Source organism: Bradyrhizobium mercantei (assembly GCF_001982635.1).
GTDB lineage: Bacteria > Pseudomonadota > Alphaproteobacteria > Rhizobiales > Xanthobacteraceae > Bradyrhizobium > Bradyrhizobium mercantei.
Genome location: NZ_MKFI01000010.1, coordinates 143,513 through 166,180 on the forward strand (window position 1 = coordinate 143,513; position 22,668 = coordinate 166,180).

Annotated in this window: 16 protein-coding genes; 6 read left to right on the forward strand and 10 right to left on the reverse strand. The window is 63.8% G+C overall.

Translation table 11 applies throughout. The features are described from left to right. Positions 1-120 precede the first annotated feature (120 nt). From BI327_RS36640 to BI327_RS36655, 4 genes are all read right to left on the reverse strand, one after another. Entirely contained in the window at positions 121-1,371 is a 1,251-nt protein-coding gene (locus BI327_RS36640) for an ABC transporter substrate-binding protein (protein WP_076866237.1), read from the reverse strand. 621 nt (positions 1,372-1,992) lie between these two features. Beyond that, complete coding sequence (locus BI327_RS42530; protein ID WP_159450521.1) at positions 1,993-2,166, reverse strand: hypothetical protein; 174 nt, start codon at positions 2,164-2,166, stop codon at positions 1,993-1,995. A 231-nt stretch (positions 2,167-2,397) separates the two neighbouring features. Then, the gene (locus BI327_RS36650; protein WP_076866239.1) at positions 2,398-4,671 is read right to left on the reverse strand and encodes a TonB-dependent receptor; all 2,274 of its coding nucleotides are present in this window, start codon (positions 4,669-4,671) and stop codon (positions 2,398-2,400) included. A gap of 146 nt (positions 4,672-4,817) precedes the next feature. Beyond that, complete coding sequence (locus BI327_RS36655; RefSeq protein ID WP_076866382.1) at positions 4,818-5,228, reverse strand: DUF2946 family protein; 411 nt, start codon at positions 5,226-5,228, stop codon at positions 4,818-4,820. Between the two features lie 244 nt (positions 5,229-5,472). Here BI327_RS36655 and BI327_RS42535 point away from each other — a divergent pair, with 244 nt between their 5' ends. The 3 genes from BI327_RS42535 to BI327_RS36670 all read left to right on the forward strand — a co-directional run bounded on the left by BI327_RS42535 (position 5,473) and on the right by BI327_RS36670 (position 7,435). Beyond that, complete coding sequence (locus BI327_RS42535; RefSeq protein ID WP_076866240.1) at positions 5,473-5,868, forward strand: MAPEG family protein; 396 nt, start codon at positions 5,473-5,475, stop codon at positions 5,866-5,868. A gap of 79 nt (positions 5,869-5,947) precedes the next feature. Then, positions 5,948-6,562, forward strand: a complete 615-nt coding sequence (locus BI327_RS36665) for a hypothetical protein (RefSeq protein WP_076866241.1) — start codon at positions 5,948-5,950, stop codon at positions 6,560-6,562. Positions 6,563-6,661: 99 nt separating this feature from the next. Further along, complete coding sequence (locus BI327_RS36670; protein WP_076866242.1) at positions 6,662-7,435, forward strand: SDR family NAD(P)-dependent oxidoreductase; 774 nt, start codon at positions 6,662-6,664, stop codon at positions 7,433-7,435. Positions 7,436-7,619: 184 nt separating this feature from the next. Here BI327_RS36670 and BI327_RS36675 read toward each other — a convergent pair whose 3' ends face one another. Continuing rightward, the gene (locus BI327_RS36675; RefSeq protein WP_283807835.1) at positions 7,620-10,184 is read right to left on the reverse strand and encodes a TonB-dependent receptor; all 2,565 of its coding nucleotides are present in this window, start codon (positions 10,182-10,184) and stop codon (positions 7,620-7,622) included. A gap of 443 nt (positions 10,185-10,627) precedes the next feature. On the opposite strand from BI327_RS36675, the gene BI327_RS36680 reads away from it, so the two are divergent. From BI327_RS36680 to BI327_RS36690, 3 genes are all read left to right on the forward strand, one after another. Further along, positions 10,628-11,257 (forward strand): response regulator transcription factor, encoded by a 630-nt coding sequence (locus tag BI327_RS36680; RefSeq protein ID WP_076866243.1) that lies wholly within the window; start codon positions 10,628-10,630, stop codon positions 11,255-11,257. 378 nt (positions 11,258-11,635) lie between these two features. Continuing rightward, a complete protein-coding gene (locus BI327_RS36685) occupies positions 11,636-13,804 on the forward strand; it encodes a PQQ-dependent dehydrogenase, methanol/ethanol family (protein WP_076866385.1) in 2,169 nt (722 codons plus the stop codon). Positions 13,805-14,006: 202 nt separating this feature from the next. Next, positions 14,007-14,405 (forward strand): calcium-binding protein, encoded by a 399-nt coding sequence (locus BI327_RS36690; protein ID WP_076866244.1) that lies wholly within the window; start codon positions 14,007-14,009, stop codon positions 14,403-14,405. A 118-nt stretch (positions 14,406-14,523) separates the two neighbouring features. Here the strand turns inward: BI327_RS36690 and BI327_RS36695 are convergent, their stop codons facing one another. The 5 genes from BI327_RS36695 to BI327_RS36715 all read right to left on the reverse strand — a co-directional run bounded on the left by BI327_RS36695 (position 14,524) and on the right by BI327_RS36715 (position 22,654). Further along, positions 14,524-17,772: an adenylate/guanylate cyclase domain-containing protein gene (locus BI327_RS36695; RefSeq protein ID WP_076866245.1), complete on the reverse strand. Its 3,249-nt coding sequence runs from the start codon at positions 17,770-17,772 to the stop codon at positions 14,524-14,526. Positions 17,773-18,211: 439 nt separating this feature from the next. Beyond that, complete coding sequence (locus tag BI327_RS36700) at positions 18,212-18,886, reverse strand: RraA family protein (protein ID WP_076866246.1); 675 nt, start codon at positions 18,884-18,886, stop codon at positions 18,212-18,214. Positions 18,887-18,916: 30 nt separating this feature from the next. After that, complete coding sequence (locus tag BI327_RS36705) at positions 18,917-19,942, reverse strand: amidohydrolase family protein (RefSeq protein WP_016847664.1); 1,026 nt, start codon at positions 19,940-19,942, stop codon at positions 18,917-18,919. Between the two features lie 22 nt (positions 19,943-19,964). Beyond that, positions 19,965-21,293 (reverse strand): MFS transporter, encoded by a 1,329-nt coding sequence (locus tag BI327_RS36710; protein ID WP_076866247.1) that lies wholly within the window; start codon positions 21,291-21,293, stop codon positions 19,965-19,967. 29 nt (positions 21,294-21,322) lie between these two features. Then, positions 21,323-22,654, reverse strand: coding sequence for an MFS transporter (locus tag BI327_RS36715; RefSeq protein WP_076866248.1), 1,332 nt, complete (start codon positions 22,652-22,654; stop codon positions 21,323-21,325). Positions 22,655-22,668: the final 14 nt, after the last annotated feature.

Here is a 22,668-nt window from a genome sequence, read left to right on the forward strand (position 1 = left end):
GATGTTCTTGTCTTTTCGACAAGCGTTCATCATCCGCCCGCGGAAAGCAAGGGCGAGCAGGGCGCATCATGCAACCGCGCGCCATGCCGCGGCCACTCTGCCCGCACTGCAACAAATGCGTCAGTACTTCTTGCACTCCGGGACCGTGCGGCTCGGCAGGCCGATCTTGGCGAAAACCGCCGGATCGTAGCCGAGCGTCTGGTTGACGTTCGGGATCACCTTCACGACCTTGCTGAACAGCGCGCCCTTGCCGTCATCGACCACCTCGGTGACGAAATTGGTGCCGATCGCCTGGCGGTTGGCGTCGAGCTTGATCTTGCCGTTCGGCGCGTCGATCTCGATCTTGGCCAGCGCGTCCTTCAGCTTGGCCTGATTGTTGGAGAGATCGCCATTGACCTGCCGCAGCGCCAGGATCAGCGCCATCGTCGAGCCGTAATAGTTGGTGGCGAGCAGCGACGGGCTCGGGAAGCGCTTGGCCGGCGGGAAGGCGTCCTGATACGCCTTGACGAATTTCTGCCAGCCCGGATCCTCCCAGGTATCGGCTTGGCCGCTCGCCGCGATGGTGCCGATCAGCGCGTTCTTGGCGTTGCCCTTCGACGACAGGATGGTCTGGTCGATCATGATCGAGCCGCCCATCAGATGCGCCTTGCCGCCGGCCTGCTGATACTGGTTGAGGAAGTTGACGGCATCGGCGCCGCCGAGGCCGAGATAGATCGCATCGACATCGTCGGGCAGTGCTGCGATGACCGAGGCAAAGTCCTTGGTGCCGAGCGGCACCCATTGCCGGTTGGTGACCTGGCCGCCGGCGCCGCAGAATTCGAGCACCAGGCCGAACACCTGGGTGTAGATGAAGGAATAATCCTCGCCGACGGTCGCGATCTTGCGATAGCCCTTGGTCTCGTAGGCATACTTGCCGAGGCCGACCTGCCACTGCGCGCCATCCATGTTGTAGCGGAAGAAGTTCGGCGCCGGATCGACATAGGTCGTCTCCTGCGCGCCGGACGCGGCGTTGACGAAGGTCAGCTCCGGATGGGTTTTTGCGAAGTTCTTCACCGCGATGCCTTCGTCACCCGACAGCGGCGACAGCAGGATCTGCACCTTGTCCTGCTCGATCAGCTTGCGCACCGCGCGCACCGCGGAATCCGGCGTCGCATCGGTCGAGGCGACGATGAATTCGAGCTCCTTGTCGCCAACCTTCTTGCCGAGCACGTTGAGCGCGGTCTGGTGGCCGCGCATGCCGTCCTCGCCGAGCACCGTGTAGGTGCCCTCGAGCGTTGCGGTGACGCCGACCTTGATCTTCTCCTGGGCGAATGCCGTGCCCGAAAGCAACAGGCTGCTCAACGCAATCAGTCCCAAACTGCCTTTCAACATCGCGCTCCTCCCTCTGTGTTGTCGCCGGCGTCCATTTGGCCTGACGAAGGCGGATGGACGTCCGGTTGTTGGCGGCAAAGCTAGCCGAAGGCAGGCACAGCGCGGATGTCGTCGCGGCGGGGGTGCTTAACGGGCAGTCTCATTTTGATTGTTGCGCCGCAACGTGCTTCGCGGCGCAATGTCGCGGCGTTCTCTCGCTGTGGAGGGCTAGCTCATGCATTCTCGATGTCGTCCCTGCGAACGCAGGGACGACACGGAATATGTGGCAGTGCCGGATGCGCGCTGGTCGGTTGCGCAATGGGCCTCCACTCGCATCTCGACCCACACTCGTGACAACCACGAAGCTCATACTTCGGATTAACAGTACCAAATCGAGATTCTGATAAAGCGAAATATTTGAACGCAAGTCTTGACCGAGGGCGCGTCCTATTCGGCTCGGTGAACTGCGATCATGAGAGCTCGGTAACCGGCCGCGAGCTCGCTCCACCGAAGGTGTGTCGTACCCGCAACGTCACAAGAGTTCCGTTGGTCATAGAGCTGTTTCCGCTTCACACCGTGGCAGATTCTCGGTCTAATCATGGCGGACCTGAGATGACTATTTTTAACAGAAAGACGTTCATTTTAGACCAGGTTCAAGAGGCCGCTGTCCAGCGCCAGCGGCCTCTTCGTGCTGCTTGATTGCAGAGACTGTTCGATGCCGATGCGGGTATGGGCTGTTGCCGCGTCGATCGCTGCGGCAAACGACGCGAGCCGTTGTTGGAGAGATTCCGTCTGCGTAAACCGTCGTCGCTTCACGCCGAGCACTCCCTGTAGAATTGGACGGGAGCGCAACCGGCGAGCTCATCACCGATAGAAGCCATGAATGGTGCGGTGATGGAGCGATCTTGACAGGTCCATAGCGAAGGTAATGTTCACAAGTGAACACAGCGCGATGTTTCTCGGGTGCAGGCTATCGAAATAGGACCGGGGCATGAACCCTGGTCCGGTCATGCCACGGTCGTCCCAATTGGACTCGCGGTCCTCCTCTCAGAACTTCTGCGTGATCCCGGCATAGACGCCGCGGCGCGGGCCGTATTGCGGCGCGAATACGCCGATGCCGGAGCCGTCGCGGATCTGGTAGACGGTGTCGAACAGATTGACGACGTCGAGGCGCAGCGTGGTCGGCTTGTTCGGTGCGACGATGTTGAAGTCGTGCGAGACGCCGAGATTGACCTGGGTGTAGGCCGGCACCGTACCGGTATTGGCAAAGCCGTCGCGCAGGCCCGAGCCATAGATCATTGACGCGCTGAACTTGGTGTCGTGCCATTGATACCAGCCACCGACCGATGCGGTCAGCGTCTGGGCGTGATCGGTGTTGACGTAATTGTTGGCGATGTAGGCCAGCTCGTCCGGATCGAACAGATACTGGTTCGAGACGACCTGGGTGGCGACCTGCCGTGCGATCGCGACATTTCCGTAGAGGTGCAGATTGTCGTGGTCGTAGGTTGCCTTCAGCTCGACGCCCTCATTGGTGCCTTTGGCATAGTTGAAGGCGGTCAGCACATAGGCGGCGCCGAACTGGCCGTCGTCGAGCAGATCGGTCGCGATCTTGTAATAGGCATCCATGCCGACCTCGAGGCCGGGGATCGCATAAACCTTCTGCGTGACGCCGATGTCGAACACGTGCGAGCGCTCCGGCAGCACCGGGTCATTGGCGGTGACGCCCGGCTGCGCCGTGGTGTTCTGCACCAGCGAAAGGTTGGTCGGCGCCGCCAGCACCTGCTCGGGCGGCGTGAAGTTGCGGGCATAGCCGGCGTGGAAGGTCGTGCCTTCATAGGGCTTCCAGGTCAGGCTGATCCGCGGGCTCAGCTGGTTGGCATCGACATATTGCCACATCTGGTCGAAGCGCAGGCCGGCATTGAGCGTCAGCTGGTTGGTGATCTTCCACTCGTCGGCGACGTAGGTTGAGAACAGATATCCGGTCTTGGCACTGGAATCGAACACCGACAGCGGCGCGTCGATCGGGTTGCCGGAATCGTCCAGCGGCAGCACGGTCGAGCCATTGTTGACCAGCGAACGCTCGGCGCTGACGGCCATGCCGAACTTCAAGGTGTGCGCGAAGCCCAGCCGGTAGGACGTGTCCTCCTGGATGCCGTTGATAGTGCTCTGGCGATACACATCCGATGCCACTCCGTTGAAGACGAGGTCGCCGACCGGATCGGGCATGAAGTGCAGCTGGCTGTAGCGGTTGAAATAGGCGATCTGGTAGTCGAATCCGTCGCCCGATTTCTGATAGGCCACGACGTTGAACTGGTTGAATTCCTGCTGCCGCTCGTTGAGCAGCGCGGAGTCGAAATTCGAGACACCGTAGGCGGTGAAGGCCGGCGCCTGGCCGGGATTGTTGGGGATTTGATAGTTGCCGTTGGAGACGCCGCCGATATAGGTCAGCCGGCTGGTCGGATCGATCGCCGTCGAGACATAGGCAAAGCCCTTCTCCTGATCGGTCCTGTCGTGGATGGCATTGTAGGCCGGCGTCGGATTCTCGATGCCGACGTCGCTGCCGAAATAACGTCCCGAGACGTAATACTGGGTCTGCCCGACCGCGCCGCCATAGTCGACGCTGGTGGTGAAGTTGCCGTGGCTGCCGCCATAGACGTTGACACTGCCGGAACTGTTGAAGGCATCGGTCTTGGTCTGGATGTCGAGCACGCCCGCGGTGCGCAGGCCGTACTGCGCGGGCAGGGCGCCCGTGATCAGCGCCATGCTGCCGACGATGCCGGTGTCGATGATCTGGCCGAAGGCGCCGACGCCATCCGGCAACATGACGCCGTTGATGCGGTATTGCAGGTTGGCGTGCTCGTTGCGCACGTGCAGCTCGCCGCTCGCGGCCGAGTCCTGCGAGACGCCCGGCGCCTGCAGCAGCGCCTTGTCCAGCGAGGTGTTGGTGCCCTGCGGCAGCGATTGCAGGAACTGCTGACTCATCTGGTAGGTGCCGGCGCCGGTCGGCGCCAGCAGGGCAGCGCGGGCCTGGTCGAGCCGCGCATTCTGGCCGGCGATGCCCCGCGCCTGGGCCTGTTCGGCGGCTTCTGGCGTGGCCGTGACCGCACCGGTTCTTCGCGCGCGCCGACCGGCCCCGGTCGCAATGCGCGTCTTCGGCTTTTTCGGCCCTGACGGCGCGGTGTGGTGCTGCGGCGCCGTCACCGTGATGTCGGGAAGTTCGGTGGGCGGCGCCGTCGTCTGGGCGAACGCGGTGCCGTTCATCCCGCAGACCAAAAGCGATGCCGCGCCGGCGGCGGCGTGTCGTCTGATATGTCCTGACATGTTGGTTCCGATCCCGTGAGGCCGCGATCCGGATCCCTCCAAACAGGACGCGGTCGAGCCCGCCGTCGATGCGCGACGGCCAGATTCCCATTGATCAAACGGCAGCCGATGCGTGGCCGCGTTCGCAGTTCAGTCGTGCCGGGATATCAGGAGATCGGAGGTGCGCGCGGCTGGTAGTGCAGCCGGCCGATGTCGACCGGGGCTGCGTGGTCGTCGGTGTGCCAGGAGAGCAGACTTGCTGCATCCGGCAGCTGGAGCGGCGGCAGCGCCGGTGCCGGCGTCGCCGAATTGACCATCGCCACGACGGCGCAGATGGCGCAAAGATCGGCGGCCTGGTCGGAATCCGGATTCGAACGCGGCTCGTCGCGCGAGGCGTTCTCGACATGCGCCGCGAGCGAGGCTTCGACCGAAGCGTGCGACGACTGCACCGACGCGTTCGTCGCCGCCTGTGCCGGCGCAATGGCATGAAAATGCCCGAACGACAGCACGAACTGGATCGACAGCGCCAGAAGCGCCAGCCGAGCCCCATGCCTGATGTTCGAACGAAACCACTTCATGACGACGCCATTGCCGCGCCGGATCAGTGAGTTGGCGCGAAGCCGAGTGCCCGTGCGGCGCAATGCCGCACAGTTTCGAAAACCCACCAGCCTGTCAATTGGCATTGCTGGGCGATGCGATCAATTTCTGGCCGTCAGGCGATTTTGCAACATCGCGTTTGGGGCCGCAAAGACGCTCTCTCGGCACCCTCTCACGCGATGGACACGACGGAGGTTGAAGCACATATCGTGTTATGCTGCCCGTATGACCGTCGAACTTAAATTGCTTGCGGCGAGCGTTGTTCTCGGCGTTGCGCACATTGTCGTCGCGTCGCATCTGCAGAGCTGGCAGCGGGGGTATCGATGGACGGCCAGTTCGCGGGAGCAGGCCGTTGCTCCGCTCACCGGCATTGCCGGAAGGGCTGAACGAACCCTTCGCAATTATCTCGAGACGTTTCCATTGTTCGTGGCCGCAATTCTTGCTGCTGCGGTGACGGGCACGCACAACGGGCTCACAATCTGGGGAGCCCATTGCTATTTCTGGGGCCGCCTCGTTTACGCCATTGTGTATCTGGCGGATATCGCGCTGCTCCGTTCGCTGGTCTGGAACGTGCCGACGATCGGCATTCTCATGATCGTTGCGGGGCTGTTCCTGGTTTGACGGCCCAGGATCTGCGTGCCGCACTGGCGTTCCCGGCGGCCGGGACGTATAATTTGGCCCCACGTGGCGGTCAGTCGGAATGTCCCTCGCAAGCAAAACCGGTTTCGTAATCATCCTGGCGGTGCTCTGCCTGAGCGGCCGGCAGGCCAATGCCCAGGCCGGGCCGGTGCAATATTGGACGCCGGGGTCGCTGTTCGGCTTTGGCGGCAGTTTGGCCGATGGCCAGAAGGCGGACACCTACGGCAATTTTCCAGGTTTCGATGCCACCGGCGCGCAGGGCGGTTCAGCCTATCTGAACGGCCGGCCGGATGGCTGGTTCGTCGGCAGCGAAGGCGGCCGCTACGGCTGGAGCGCGCTCAACCAATCGGCGGCGTTCGGCTCGCTCGAATATCAGGGCGCGCAGTTCGGCTACAATTTCAAGGGCGTCGGCGATACGCCCGTGACGTTCTTCGCCGGTTTCGACACGTTGAAATACAATCCGCCCGGCGCCGGCGGGCCGCTGGCGCCGTTCAGCGGCAATGCCGGCGTCAACGCCGGCTATTCGGCACGCGCGGGACTCGAGTTCCGCCCGACTTCGAATCTCAGCCTCTCCTTCGGCGCGAGCTTCACCCAGCAGGGCGCCGAGCGCATGGACAGCGACATTCATTCGCAGCTCTTGCCCGGCCAGTCTCCGGTCCTGTTCGGCGGCCGCTAGCGCTTCAGCGCAAGACGGCCGTGCTGCGGTCCTGATTCAACCAGAACCTCGACCAGCACCAAGAAGGCTCGAGCTTACGGGCACAGTCAGGATCGAAACATGGATATGCAAGGCAAGATCGCACTCGTCACCGCCGCGGCATCGGGCGCCGGCCGCGCCGGCGCATTGATCCTCGCGCGCGAGGGCGCGGCGGTCGCGGTCGTCGACCAGAATGAGGCCGGCGCGAAGGCGGTGGTCGACGAGATCAAGAAGGGCGGCGGGCGCGCGCTGGCGCTGGCCGGCGATCTGCGCGACGACGGCTTTTCGCGCGATATCGTGGCGGCGACCGTGAAGGAGTTCGGCGCGCTCGACTGCGTCTGGAATCACCTCGGCATTCCCGGCCCGTCCGTGATCGACGATCTCGAGGGCTGGGATCTCAGCGTCGATCTCAATCTGCGCTCGCAACTGATCACCACCAACGCGGCGCTCGCCGAGATGACGGCGCGGCGCAAGGGCAGCATCCTGTTCACGGCTTCGACCTCGGGCCTGGTCGGCTCGCCGTGGAGCCCGACCTATTCGGCCGCCAAGGCCGGCGTGATCGGGCTGGCACGGGCGCTCGCAAAGCGCCACGCCAAGGACGGCGTCCGCGTCAACGCGATCTGTCCCGGTGCGATCGACACGCCGATGCTGCGGGTGTTCGTCAACCGGCCCGACCAGCCCGGTCACAACGAGGCCGACGCCGAAGAACTGATCAAGGCCGCGGTGACCCGCAACCCGATGGGCCGCGCGGCGCGCCCCGAGGAGATCGCCGAGGTCGCGGTGTTCCTGCTGTCGGATAAGGCGTCGTTCGTCACCGGCATCGCGATGCCGGTCGATGGCGGCACGGTGGCGTAGCGTCCTGCATCAGTCTCGGGGCGGAGTACGTCGCTCCATCCACGTCATTGCGAGCCAACGGGTCGCGCGAACGCGCGCCCGATGACAGGCTCCGCGAAGCAATCCATCATGCCGCAAATGAGAAATGGATTGCTTCGTCGCTTCGCTCCTCGCAATGACGGCGTCGAAAGTTCGCGGGCCTAGCCTAGAACTTCGCCCTGAGACCCACATAGGCGGCGAGCGGCATGCCGGGCACGAAGGTGCGCGGATCGGTCAGCTGCGCCATCAGATTGGGGACGCCGCGCGTCGTGCTGGCGAAGCCGCCGGTCTGGAAGAACGTGCCGCCCAGGTAATAGTGCTGGTTGAACACATTGTTGATCAGGCCGAACACCTCGATGTTCGGCGTGATCTTGTAGGAGGTGTGCAGGTTCACGACCGCATAGGCGGGGACCTTCGGGCTCTGGTTGGTGTCGTCGCCGACGAGCCACTGGCTGCCGACGACGTTGACATCGGCGCCGACCTTCCACGCATCGGTGGCGAGGTATTCGACACCGGCCTTGAAGCGGTGCGCTGGAATGCCCGGGATGTGGTCGCCCGGCTTGACGTTGACGAACTGGACGTCGCTGTTGTCCGGGTCAGTCAGAGCATTCGGATTGTTGGGAGACGGCAACGTATTCGCGGTTCGATAGGTCGCGTCGACATAGGTGTAGTTGGCGTAGGCGTTCCAGCGCTCGATGTTATACTCCAGCTTGGCCTCGATGCCTTGCCGCAGGGTCTGCCCGGCATTCTGGAAATAGCCGAAATTGCCTGTGCCGACCGGGCTCTGCACCCGGATGATGTCGTCGTCCGACAGCGTGTGAAACGCACCGAGGCCCCAGCTCAGCATGCCGGTCCTGGCGTTGTTGCCCCAGGTGCCGCGGAAGCCCGCCTCGACAGTGTGCGACACCACCTGCTTGAGCGGCGGATCGGACACCAGGAAAGCATCGATGACGCAGGGACGCGCCGGATCGGAGCAGCCGAGCTCGAGCGGCGTCGGCGCGCGGTTGGCCTCGGAGTAGCCGGCATAGAAGGTCAGATTCGGCGTGATCTTGTAGGTGCCGCCGATCACCGGGTTGAAGCGCTGGTAATTGTTGCTGCTGTTGAGCAGGTCATTTGTCCCGGTCTGGTCCTGCAGATTGATCTGGGCATAGTTGAATCGTCCACCGGCCGTGACCGAGAACCTGTTCGTCACGTCGAACGTATCGGTGAGATAGGCGCCGGCGTAGGTGTTGGTGGCGCGCAGGTCGACCGGGGCGAGACCGGCGTCCGGCTGGTTGATGTAGATGCCGGTGCCGTTGACGAACAGATTGTTCGGATCGATCGTGCCGAGCTCGCTGGTGGCGTTGAACTTGGTGTTGCCATGGTCAACGCTGACGCCCATGACGACATGGTTGTTGTGGCCGAAGATCTGGTCGGTGTTGGTCAGCTGCGCGGTGCCGCCGTACGAATTAGTGGCGGCGTTGTTGCGGTCGATCTCGCCAAGGAAAGCCGTGCCGAGCGTGTTCGGCACCGGTGGGCCACCGACCGGGCCATAGATCGGGTCGTTGTCGTTGTTGCCGTCGATGCAGAGGTTGCGCCCGCGGTTGCAGGACTCGACATCGGTGCCGTTGCCGTCGACATGGGATTGCCGGAAGCCGCGGAAATAGGCGTTGCCCTGGAACGACCATGTGTCCGAGAAATTATGGTTCAGCGTCGCGTTGATGAAGGCGAGCTGCAGCAGCGTCGTCTGCGGCCAGGTGTAGACGCTCGACCAGCGCTGATTGAGCATCTGCACCGGCGTCGCCGCGACGTTGCCGAGCAGGTTGCTGGCGCCGGTGAAATTGACGTGGAATTCGGTGTCGTCGTTGCGTGCGCCGACGTCCACATACATGCGATTGATGTGTGACTGGTTGGCGTAGTCGCGCCAGCCGCGATCATAGGCGTGTTCGAACGCCGCATAGGCGGAGATGTTGTCCCGCTGGCCGCCGGACTGGACGCTGCCCTGCACGCGCCCGTAGGAGCCGCCGAACAGTTCGGCCTCCGAGCCCTGATAGGTGAAGCCGTTCTTCATCTGGATGCTGAGCGCGCCGCCGATCGCGTTGAGGCCGAATACCGGGTTGTTGGGAAACAACGCCATGCTGTCGATGGCCTTTTCCGGGATGAAGTCCCAGTTGACCACGTCGCCCCAGGATTCGTTGATACGCACGCCGTTCTGATAGACCGCGAGCCCCTGTGGCGTACCCTGCACCGGCGAGGCGGTGAAGCCGCGATAGTTGAGATCGCGCTGGAACGGATTGCCGGTCTGGTCGCCGAGTGAAACACCCGGCAGCTTGCGGTTCACTGCATCGAGGAAGTTAGTCGAATAGTCGTGGCTGAAATCCTGCGTCGTCATCACCGAGGTGTTGGAGGGGACTTTGTCGCGATCGATCAGGGTGGGGTTGCGGTCGGACGGTCCAGGGACCCCGGCGCCGCCCTCGGGTGCCGCGGCGGTCTGGGCCGGTGCGGCCCGCGGTCTGGTGGTTCGCGATGTCCGCACCACCGGCTTGGCCGCGGGCTTGATGCTGCGCGCGCCAGCCAGCGGCGAGGGGGCAATCACGTTGACCGGCGGCAGCTCGGTCGGGGCAGGGGTCTGCGCATAGACGGCGTCCAGCGGCGCTGCGGCTCCGATGGCGGTGAGCATGGCCGCAGCGCCGCGCGCATAGACCGAAGAAGACAGAAATCGAGTTGCCGCACGCAACAACGTACCAGCCATGACGCCCACCCCATTGTCGTGGTTCGTCATTGTCCCCAACGAACCATTCGCATGCGAGACTGCTGGAGCGGTAAGGCTTTGGCAAACAAGATGTGTCCCGTGAGTCAGGGATTCTTTTCCACGTATGTTCGGGAAAAATTCCCGGTCAGATTTGCGGCGGTAGACGCATCGGAGCAACAGTCGTTGCTGCGTTCGATAATTCTCTTACAAAATCAATTAATTGTCGGCGGGTCGTCGATTGACGACAGAGTGGCGATCGAAGCGGTCCTGCCACTTGGCGCGGGTCCTCGGGCTCTCTCAGGCGACCATCCTCCAAGCTGTCATGTCTTCCTGTGTCGATTGTATCAGCGCCGCGATGCGCATAAGTGTCGCCTGTCCCGACCTGGCATGCACCTGTAGATGTCATTCCAGATTTTAATCCCTCATCGCTGTCCCGAGGGCTGATGCGAGTCCTGATCGTCGACGATCATCCGATCGTCATCGCTGCTTGCGAAGCTCTGCTGGCTGACGAAGCCGGAATTGCCGTGACTGGGGCCCCGGATGCGGCAAGCGGGTTCGCGTCATTTGCCGCCGATGCTCCGGAGGTCTGCGTCATCGACATCAATCTGCCGTCCGTGTCCGGCCTCGAACTCGCGAAGCAAATCCTCGGAAAGGATGCCGAAGCCCGTATCGTCATCTTCAGCATCAATGACGATCCGGTCTTCATCGCGCGCGCCGTCGATGTTGGCGTCAAGGGCTACGTGTCCAAGTCCGGCGACCCCAACGATCTCGTCATTGCCATTCGCGAAGTCGGAAAGGGAGGCACGTTCCTGCCGACCCGAAGCTTGCGGGAGACGGCGCCGGTCGATCCATCTTATGCGGCCAGCCGGCTCGCGCAAATCAGTCCCCGGGAAGCCAAGATCCTTGGCTTGCTTGCGGCCAACCATACCCTGGCGGAGATTGCGAAACTGATCGGTGTGTCCTACGGAACGGTCGCGAACGACACCGCCATCATGCGACACAGGCTCGGCGTTCGCACGACGCGGGAATTGGTTCGGCTGGCGGCGGAGATCCGCGCAAAGCTGCCGAGCTGAGTGGATGCGCGCTGTCTGCGCGACACTATTCGAGAAATTTTTCAGCAGGTCGATGCGAGCATGAGCCACTTGCAAAAAATAACCCCGCTCTCACAGCGGAGGCGGGGTTAAAGGTTCATTTGGGATAGAAATCCAGCGCAATGCGCGGGAAGTAGCAAAGCGGATCGTATCGTCACGATCGTCTCGATCAATGAGATTGTATCTCGCAGTTTTCGGGAATTATTCCCGAGTTGTTTTGGACAAAACTTGATCGCGCAACGTCGTGCGTGTGCAATTCATTCGCTTTGCGTGTCGTGACATGCTTCGAACTTGAAGTCACAAAAACGCACGTCTACGCTCGCGGCAGATCCGTTAGAGATCGCTGGAGGGAAACAGATGATGCGCTCGCTTTGGTTTGAATCTACGCACTGCACTTCAGGCAGGAGAAGTTCTTCTCCACGATTCGTCCTCGCGACGCTCACTCTCGCCGGAGCCCTCGGTCTCTCGGCGGTTAATGGTGTCGCGTCGGCACAGAACGTGACGCCTGACCGCATCAAGGACGTCACGTCGAAGGTCGATAGTGATTTCATCAAGGCGAATGCGGCTACCTCAAAGGATTGGCCGACGATCGGCCTTGATTACGCAGAGACGCGATTCAGCAAGCTCAACCAGATCAACGCGGGCAATGTGAAGGACCTCGGACTGGTCTGGAGCTACAATCTCGAATCCTCACGCGGTGTCGAGGCGACGCCGGTCGTGGTCGATGGCATCATGTATCAGTCGGCGTCGTGGAGCGTGGTTCACGCCATCGACGCGCGCACCGGCAAGAAGCTGTGGTCGTTCGATCCGGGCGTTGACCGCTCGAAGGGCTACAAGGGCTGCTGCGACGTGGTCAATCGCGGCGTCGCCGTCTACAAGGGCAAGGTGTTCGTCGCCACGTATGATGGACGCCTGATCGCGCTCGATGCGGCCACCGGCCAAAAGGTGTGGGAAAAGGACACGCTGATCGATCACGATCACTCCTACACCATCACCGGCGCGCCACGTGCCTTCAACGGCAAGGTGGTGATCGGCCAGGGCGGCGCCGAATACGGTGCGCGCGGCTACATCACGGCCTATGACACCGACACCGGCAATCAGCTCTGGCGCTGGTTCACCGTGCCGGGCGATCCGTCAAAGCCGTTCGAGGACGCCTCGATGGAAGCTGCGGCCAAGACATGGGATCCGGCCGGCAAGTACTGGCTCAACGGTGGCGGCGGCACGCCGTGGGATACGATCACCTACGATCCCGAGTTGAACATGGTCTATGTCGGCACCGGCAATGGCGCGCCGTGGAATCGCAATATCCGCAGCCCATCCGGCGGCGACAATCTCTATCTTGCCTCGCTGGTCGCGCTAAACGCCGACACCGGAAAATACATCTGGCACTATCAGGAGACGCCCGGCGATCACTGGGACTATACGTCGACCCAGCCCATGATCCTGGCCGATATCACGATCGACGGCTCGCCGCGCAAGGTGATCCTGCACGCGCCGAAGAACGGCTTCTTTTTCGTGGTAGACCGGACCAATGGCAAATTCATCTCGGCGAAGAATTTCGTCGATGTGAACTGGGCGACCGGCTATGACGCCAATGGACGGCCGATCGAAGTGCCGGCGGCGCGCGGCGATGAGAACTACGATGCCATCCCCGGACCGTATGGCGCGCACAACTGGCATCCGATGTCGTTCAACCCGCAAACCGGATTGGTGTATCTGCCTGCGCAGAACGTGCCACTCAACCTGACGCCGGAAAAATCCTTTGCGCAGAACGCTGCCACTCCCGGCAAGTTCGGTGGCACCACCGGCTGGAACGTCGGCTTTGTGCTGAACGGCACGCCGCCGAAAGCACCCGCCTTCGGCAGGCTGATCGCATGGGATCCGGTCAAGCAGAAGGAGGCGTGGAAGGTCGATTATGTCTCGCCGTGGAATGGCGGCACACTGACCACCGCCGGCAATCTGGTGTTCCAGGGCACCGCCGACGGCCGTTTCGTGGCGTATGACGCGACCAGCGGAAAGACGCTGTGGGAAACGCCGACCGGCACCGGTGTGGTCGCGGCAGCGTCAACCTATACGATCGACGGTCAGCAATATGTCTCGATTGCGGTCGGTTGGGGCGGCGTGTTCGGCATCGCCGCGCGCGCGACCGAGTACCAGAACCCCGGCACGGTCTATACCTTCGCGCTCAACGGCAAGGCCAAGATGCCGGAGTTCGTGAAATACCAGACCGAAGGCTTGCTGCAGGGCGTGAAGTACGATCCGAAGGACGTGCCCGAAGGCACCGCGATCTATGTCGCGGCCTGCGCCACCTGCCACGGTGTTCCCGGCGTCGATCGCGGCGGCAACGTCAGAAACCTCGGTTATGTGCCAACTGAGGAGATCGCCAATCTGAAGGACATCGTCTTCAACGGGCCGTTCCGTGACAGGGGCATGCCCGACTTCACCGGCAAACTCACGGAAGCGGATGTGGTGAAGATCCAGGCCTTCATCCAGGGGACCGCGGACGCGATCCGGCCGAAGAGCAAATAGCATGACCTGAATGGGTCATGCCGCAGGGATCGCGCACGGTCTGCCTCGCGTAGACCGTGCGCATTAAGTTCTGGCCGGTTCCCTTCGAGCCTGATCGGGAGTTCTTCCCGAGAAAATCGGGAAAATTACTTGAGGGCGCTGCGTCGACCAGCTAATTCGTCCGTGAGGTCCAAAACGGACGTTATTGGATGGGAGATCGAGAATGATTTTGCGCCCATTGGCTGGCCTTGTGCTGGCCGCAGCCATGACCTTGTCGGGAGCGGCCTTCGCTGCGAGCCACAACAACACCATCAAGATGTTCGACCCCGACAATGACGGCACGCTCGATCTGTCCGAGGTGAAGAACGCCGCGTCGGCGCTTTTTGACAAGCTCGATCCCGACAAGGATGGCACCCTCGATGCGCGTGAGCTGCGCGGCCGGCTGAGCAAGAAGGAGCTGGCTGCGGCTGATCCCGATCATGACGGTACCCTGACGAAGGATGAATATCTTGCCGTCGTCGCGCAGCGTTTCAGCGCCGCCAATCCGGACAATGACGGAACGCTGGATGCCAAGGAACTGAAGTCGCCCGCCGGGCGCGCCCTCCTTCGCCTGATGAAGTAGACGTCTCGGCGCCTCGATTGTTGCGCCGTCGCTGGCGCAGCATGGGGCCTATCGGCGGGCGACCGGGCGATTCCGGCCGCCTTTTGCCGGTCGGTGCCCAAGACGGAGGCATCCCCGTTCAGCTCGCTTGGGTCAGTCGCTCCCGATCGGCTGTGACGCGGCGCTCGACCAGCGCGGCACCTTGCTGAGCGGCGATCCGCTGCGCCTCCGCGAGGTCCTCAACGCCACCCGAGCTGTCGCCGGATTGCAGCCGCAACAGGCCGCGCAATCGGTGAAACTCGCCCGCGGTCCAGCGCTCGCCTGTATCGATCTCCTCGGCGATAGCTGCCAGTGTCGCGAGCCCTTCCCGCGGACGGCGTACCTTGACGCAACCGCCGGCAAACACCACGCACCACGCCGATAGCGAGGGCAGGCGCTCGGCGATCATTCGTTCCATGCCGTGCTGCGCCAGGCGGAAACCCTTTTCGACGATCCCCCCACCAATGTCGGCTACACCGGCCAGCAGATCGGCGTGCGGCCGCCAGTAGGGCAGGTCGCGCTGCAGCGTCAGGTCCCGCAACCGCGCGGCATGGAGGGCGAGACTGTCGGCATCTTCCATCAGGGCGGCGAGCAGACCGCCGGCGAAAGCCGTGGTATGGCAGATCGTCTGGTAATGGCCGCTCGCATCGGCCTCGTCGAGCGCAGCCTTGCGCCATCTGCCGGCCTGTTCCGCGTTGCCGAGCATGGTCCAGGCTTCGGCAAGTCCAACCTTGACGGTGACGGCATGGACGGTAGCTCCGACCCTGTTAAGCGCCTCGTTGTGCAGCTCGGGATCGAACAGTCTCTGAAATTGTTCGAACTCAGCGATCGCCGCCCCAAACTCACCGCGGAACAGCAAGGTCGTGCCCATGCAGCGACGCGCGATCAGCTTGTCCAGCGTGCTGCCATGCTCCGCCACCTGCGCGATCTGGCGCGCGACTTCGAACCGTACATCGGTCTCGTTGAAGCGGGCGATCCAGTTCAGGAACAGCGCCGGGACGATGCGGTCGCCGCCGCCGATGCGCGCAGACAGCTCGACGGCATGCACGATCTGCCGCTCGACCTCGCGCGCGCCGTAGCCCCGTGCTGCGATCAGCGGCCCCAGAATGCCGAGACGCAAGTCGAATTCGCGGACGTCGCGTTCGCGTCCCGGTGGCAGACTTGAGGCCTGCGTCAGTGCCGCCGTGAAATGCGCGACCGCCTCCACGGCCGCCGAACGGCGCGCGGCGTCGCGGCCTGCCCGTTCCAGATAGATGATGGCGGCGGAATGGTCCCCGGCCTCCACGAACTGGTGCGCCAGGACATGCGGCATACTGTCGGCGATCGCGGGAAACTCCGCCTCGATGGTGTCGGCAATCAGCTTGTGGACGCGCAACCTGTCGCGCCGCAGCAGCAGATGATAGGCGGCGTCGCGCAGCAGCGCGTGACGGAAATCGACCGCGTCGCCGAAGCCGCTGGGGCGCGTGACAAAGATGCCGCTGGTGACCAGCCGCTCGATGCTTGCCCGCGTGGCGACCTCGCCGAATGGCGATACGGCGATCAACAGATCAAGCGGGATGTCGCGGCCGATCGCGGCCGCAAGCTGCGCGGTCTCGCGGCCGTTCTCGAGCAGATCGAGCCGCGCGAGCAGGATTTCGTTCAGCGTGACCGGAATGGCGGTCGCGTCCGTCGCGCCGGGGGATGCGTCCTCCATCGCTTGCAGGCCGCGGGCCAATTCCTCGGCAAAGATCGGAACGCCATCCGAGCGCGCCACGATCGCATCAACCACGCTGCTCGGCATCTTGCGCTCGGCGGCAATGGTATTGACGAGCCTCTTGATGTCGTCGGGCTGCAGCCGCGCCAGGTGCATGATGCTCGCGCCGGAACGCTCCGCCCATTGCGGCGTCTCCTCCGGTCGCATGGTCGCGACCAGCAATACTGGAAGGCCGCGGATCGTGCCGGCCAGCTGCTCCAGCCATTCGTTGGTCGAGGGATCCGCCCAGTGCACGTCCTCGATGACGATGACGGGACTTTCGCGCGAGATCGCCTCGACGATGTCGAGCAGCGCCGCGATGGTGCGCGCGCGGATTTCTGTCGGCGCAAGCCGCAGCAACAGCCTGCGGTCGCTGCTCTCGCGCCGCAGCAACTCGGCGATCAGCGCCAGTCGTTCGGGTGTCGCCTGGCCGAGGCTGCGCAACAGCGTGTCGAGCTTGTCGAGTTGGCGCACGTCGGCATCAGGTGCTTCGACGGCGGTCATGTAGTCGAGATAGTGGGCGATCGGGTGGAACGGTCGGTTGGCGTGAATCGGCGAGCATTGCAGCACCACACGCTGTTCCGGCCTGATCTCGAGCCTGCGGTGCATCTCCTCGATCAGGCGCGACTTGCCGATGCCGGCTTCGCCGATGATCACGACGATCTGGCCTTGGCCGAGCAGGGCGGCGGCGGCACGGTCGACCAGTCGGGAGACGTCGTCCTCACGACTGATCATCGGCAGGCTGATCGCGCCGTGCACGGCTTCGAATCGGGAGGCGCCCCGCTGTTCCCCGAGCACGCGATAGGCGATGACCGGCGCGTCGAAGCCCTTCAGCGTTCGTGATCCGAAATTCTCCAGGCGGAATTGCCCGCCGATGATTTTTGCGGTCGCTTCCGCGATGATCACTTCGCCGGCCGGGGCTTCGCCTTGCAGCCGCGCGGCCAGGTTGGGCGCTTCGCCGACCAGAGAGTCCCGCTCGACGGCGGCATCGCCGATCAGGTCACCGACAACGACGAGTCCGGTGGCGATTCCGATCCGCACCTTGAGCCGGTCTCCCCTTGGTGTGACCAGCTTGCCGATCTCTTCGGCGAGCATCAGCCCGGTGGTGACTGCGCGCGCCGCGTCATCCTCGCGCGCCCGCGGATACCCGAAGGTCGCGAGCACGCCGTCCCCGACATAGCGCAGCACGTATCCGCCGTAGCGCTCGATCAGCGTGGCGCAGATGTCCTTGTAAGCGGTGAGGAGCTCCAGCACGATCTCGGGGTCGAAATCCCTGGAAAGTCTGGTGTAGCCGACGAGATCGCAGAACAGCGTCGTGACCTGCCGCCGCTCGGCGGCGGCAAGCGGTCGCGGCGCGGCCGCAGGGGCACGCGGGGCAGGCTTCTGCTTGGGTTCGGGTCGCTGCACGTCCACAGCAAGTCTTGCAATCGCGTCGAGTAGCCGGCGGCGATGCCCGACCGACGTGACGCCAAGTTCGACCAGATCGGTCGAGGTCAAATGCGCCAGATCAGCGGCGTCGATATCGTTGTCGAGGAACGCCGGCAGGTAGCCGGACAGCCCCAGCTGTTCGAGCCACTCGCTGACAAAATCCGCATTCGGTCCGTTCGGCTTGGGCATGATGTCCGTTACGGCTTGGAGCTGTCGCAGACGATCCGCCACTTCAATGCATCCGCCACTCTCGCCGGCCGGCTGACCGGTTTGAGGCCTTGGCCGGACAGGACGAGATCATCCGCTCAAATGGAAAAAGGTCTTCTGCAATTTTTCACTCCGACACCGCAAAGCCCGCCGCTCGCCCCGGTGCCGTTCAAGCGTCGATTTCAACGTCGCGGGCTCTGGACACGGACAGTAGCGGGGATCGCTGACCAAGTCATCCGCTCGGATTGGCGGCGATCTGGGCGTGCCGACCGTCGCATTGGTGCAAGCATCGCGGATTGAGCCGGTATCGACTTCGCGGCAGATGCCGTCGTCGCCATGAGCGACCGGGCCGAAAATCGTCTCACGGGCAGCCGCAGGGCCGCCCGTGTCGCCGGCAATTGCCGCCGGCTAGGCCGGTGCCCTACTCCTTGAACTCGCAGCCGAGGCGGTGCAGGGCCTCGTCGACCCAGCGGCGGTCGCTGGTGCCGGCGAGGATCTGCTGGATGGCCTTCTCCTCGGTGGCTTTCTTGGCCTCGGTCAGCTTGCAGATCGCCTCGACGTCGTCATGGGGTACGCAGAGCACGCCGTCGTCGTCGGCCACGATCAGATCGCCGGGCTCGACGATCATACCGTCGATCGAGATGGCACAATTGATCTCGCCCGGGCCGTCCTTGTAGGGGCCGCGATGCGCGACGCCGGCGGCGAATACCGGGAACGAGCCGGCGCGGATCGCGCCGGCATCGCGGATCGATCCGTCGATCACGAAGCCCGCCACGCCCTTCTTCTCGGCCAGCGTCGACATGATCTCGCCGATGATGGCGTTGACCAGCACGCCGCCGGCATCGACCACGATGACGTCGCCCGGCTGGGCGAGGTCGATCGCCTTGTGCACCATCAGATTGTCGCCGGGCCGGGTCTTCACGGTCAGCGCCGGGCCGCCGAGCCAGCCGCCGTTATGCATCGGCCGCAGCCGGTTGGTGCCGGCGATCCGCGACATCGAATCGCTGATGTTGGCGACCGGCAGCGTGCGGTAGCGCGCGACGAGGTCGGGCGACACTTTCCGCTTCGCCTTGTGAATTGCAAATCCTATGGCCATCGGTTTTCTCCGGTGTGTTGGCGCGGCAGCTCAATGCGCGCGGCGGTCGAGATGGGCGTTGAGGCGAGGATAGACGCGCCGGGCATTGCCTTCAAAGATCTTGGCCTTGTCGGCCGCGCTCAGCGGCAGCGCGTCGATATAGCGGCGGGTGTCGTCGAAGTGATGACCGGTTTCAGGATCGATGCCGCGCACCGCGCCGACCATTTCGGACGCGAACAGGATGTTCTCGACCGGGATCACCCGGGTCAGCAGCTCGATGCCGGGGAGATGATACACGCAGGTGTCGAAGAACACGTTCTTCAGCAGATGCTCGGACAGCGGCGGCAGCTTCATGTCCTGCGCCAGGCCGCGATAGCGGCCCCAGTGATAGGGCACCGCGCCGCCGCCATGCGGGATGATGAAGCGCAGGGTCGGGAAGCGCTTGAACAGATCCGAGGTCAGGAACTGCATGAAAGCGGTGGTGTCGCCGTTGAGGTAATGCGCGCCGGTGCCGTGGAAGCAGGGATTGCAGGACGAGGACACATGGACCATCGCCGGGACGTCGAGCTCGACCATCTTCTCATACAGCGGATACCACCATTCGTCGGTCAGCGGCGGATCGCACCAATAGCCGCCGGCCGGATCGGGATTGAGGTTGCAGCCGACGAAGCCGAGTTGCGTCACGCAGCGCTCCAGCTCCTCGATGCAATTCGCCGGCTTGACGCCCGGGCTCTGCGGCAGCTGGCAGACGGGGACGAAGTTCTGCGGGAACAGCGTGCAGACCCGGTGCACGAGGTCGTTGCAGATCGTGGTCCATTCGCGGCTGGTCGCTTCCTTGCCGACATGATGCGCCATGCCGGCGGCGCGCGGCGAGAAGATCGTGACGTCGGTGCCGCGCTCCTTTTGCAGGCGGAGCTGTGCGCCCTCGACGCTCGAGCGGATCTCGTCGTCGGTGATGCCGAGATTGGTGGTGAGCGGCCGGCGCGATTTGTCGGCGAGGCCGGCGAGCTGCTTGTCGCGGAAGATCTGCAGCTTGGCCGGCTCGGTGGTGTAGTGGCCGTGACAATCGATGATCATGGTTGGTTCCTTACGAGGTTTGTCAGTGTGCGACGGTCGACGGGATCGCGCCCGCAAGTTCCGTCTCGCGTGGCTTGACGCGCATGGTGGCGGCGATGGCGGAGGCGATCAGCAGGAAGCCGGCGATCCCGACCAGCGCCCAGGAGAAGCTTCCGGTGGAGTCCTTGATCAGGCCGATGCACCACGGGCCGATCAGCCCGCCGAACTGTGCAAGCGTGTTGACCATGGCGATCGAGGCGGCGCCGGCCGCGCCCGTCAGCAGCGAGGCGTTGATGCTCCAGAACAGCGGATTGCCGGCGTTCAGGCTGAAGCCGACGATGCAGAGGAACACGAAGGCCAGCACCGGGCTTGAGACATAGGCGCTGCCGAGCATCGCGACCGCGGCGAGCAGATAGACGGCGGCGAGATGAAACTTGCGGTCGCCGGTCTTGTCCGAGCTGCGGCTGACCACGATGGTGCCGATGACGCCGAGCAGCGGCGGGATCGCCGAAAGGAAACCGACCTGGATGTTGCTGAGGTTGCCCATGCCCTTGATGATCTGCGGCAGCCACAGCAGCAGGCCGTAGATCCCGACCAGCGCGCAGCCGAACAGCGCCGCCAGCAGCCAGACCCTGATATCGAGGACGCATTCGATCAACCTGTGCTGCCCCTGTTGTTCGATCTCGGCCCGCTCGGCGGCGAGCTCGCCCTCCAGCCAGGCGGCCTGCTCCTTGGTGAGCCAGCTCGCCTTGGCCGGGCGGTCGGTCAGATAATAGAGCGTGAACAGGCCGAGCAGAATGGTCGGCACGCCCTCGGCGATGAACATCCATTGCCAGCCATGCAGGCCGGCGGCGCCATCGAACCAGGTCATGACGCTGGTCGAGATCGGCCCGCCCAATACCGCCGAGAACGATCCGGCGATGATGTAGCCGGCGACCGCACGGGCGCGGTAGCGCGCGGGGAACCAGTAGGTCAGGTAAAGCACGACGCCGGGCATGAAGCCGGCCTCCGCGACGCCGAGGCCGAACCGCATCACATAGAGGCTGAGCGGATCCCAGACGAAGGCGGTGAGCGCGGCGACGAGGCCCCAGGTGATCAGGATGCGCGCCAGCCAGATCCGCGCGCCGAGCCAGTGCAGCATCAGATTGCTCGGCACCTCGAGCACCATGTAGCCGAGGAAGAAGATGCTGGCGGCGAAGCCGAAGATCGCCGGGCTGAGGCCGAGATCCTTGTTCATCGTCAGTCCGGCATAGCCGAGATTGATGCGGTCGAGATAGTTGAAGAACATCATCACGAACAGGATCGGGATCAGCCGCCAATAGACGCGGCGGATGGTCTGCTGTTCCAGCTCGCTGACGGACGCACCAGTCATTGCAATCCTCCCGTTCATTGTGATGGCGTTCATTGGGTCGCGACGCCATTTCGGACGTTGTGTGGATGTTCGGCCTCGCGCTCGGCAGGCTCGCGTTCAGCACCATCAGGCGCGGAGCCCGCCGCCATCGTTCTGAGGTCGATGCCTTGCTGCTCGGGCAGCAGCACTGCGGCGCAGAAGGCAGCGGTGTAGCCGCAGATCGCGCAGATCGCCATGGCGTCGCCGAGATGCATCCGCGTCGAGAGAATGCCGACGGTCGCCGGCACGATCGAGCCGAGGCCGCGTCCCGCGCTCAGCGCAAAGCCTGCGCCGTTGGCGCGGATGTTGGTCGGGAACAGCTCGGCAAAGGTCGGCATCAGGCCGGAGGCAAGGCCGGCCTGCAGCGCGCCGAGGAAGAATCCGAGGATGATCGTGATGCCCTGGCCGATCGGCGCCTGGGTGTAGGCGGCGACGTTCAGCGCCTGGCAGATCAGGAACAGCATGAAGCCTTTGCGGCGGCCGATGCGGTCGGCAATCAGGCCGAACGCAATCGGTCCGACAAACGATCCGAAGATGTTGACGGCGAGATAGCCGGCGGTGTGCGTGACAGGCAGATGCAGGCCGGTCTGCAGATAGGTCGGCAGCCAGGTGATCATCACATAGGCGGCGCCCAGCGTGCCTGTGGTGAAGAAGGTCGCGACCAGCGTCTTGAACAGATGCTCGCCGGTGAAGATGGTCCAGAAGCTGCTCGTTGCCGAGGCGGCGCGCTGCGCCTTCTCCTCGACGAAGATCGCGGACTCCGGCACGAAGCGGCGGACGAAGAACACCAGCAGCGCGGGCAGGATTCCGATCGCGAAGAACACCCGCCAGGCCATGTCCTGCGACAGCCAGCCGAAGATGACGGGAAATGCCGCCACCGACAGCGCATTGCCGACGGCGTATCCGCTCTGGATCGCCGCGGCGACGCGGCCGCGCATGCCGGCCGAAACCACTTCGGCGACCAGCACGGCGCCGACCGCCGCTTCGCCGCCATAGCCCATGCCCTGGATCGCGCGCGCGACCAGGAGATACCAGAAGCCGTGGGCAAAGGCGGCGGCAAAGGTCGAGATCGCGACCAGCAGGATCGTGAATTGCAGCACGCGCACCCGGCCGAACCGGTCGGCGGCAATGCCGGCGAGCCAGCCGCCGACGGCGGTGCCGATCAGCGAGCTCGAGGCCAGAATGCCGGCGTCGGGCCGCGACAGGCTCAATGTTGCGATCAGCGCCGGCGTGACCAGCGCGTAGATCGTGGTGTCCATCGAGTCGAGCGCAAGTCCGCCGAAGGCGGCGAAGAATGTCTTGCGTTCGACGGCGGACAGCTTGGACAGCCACCCCAGATTCATGTTCGTTTCCCCTG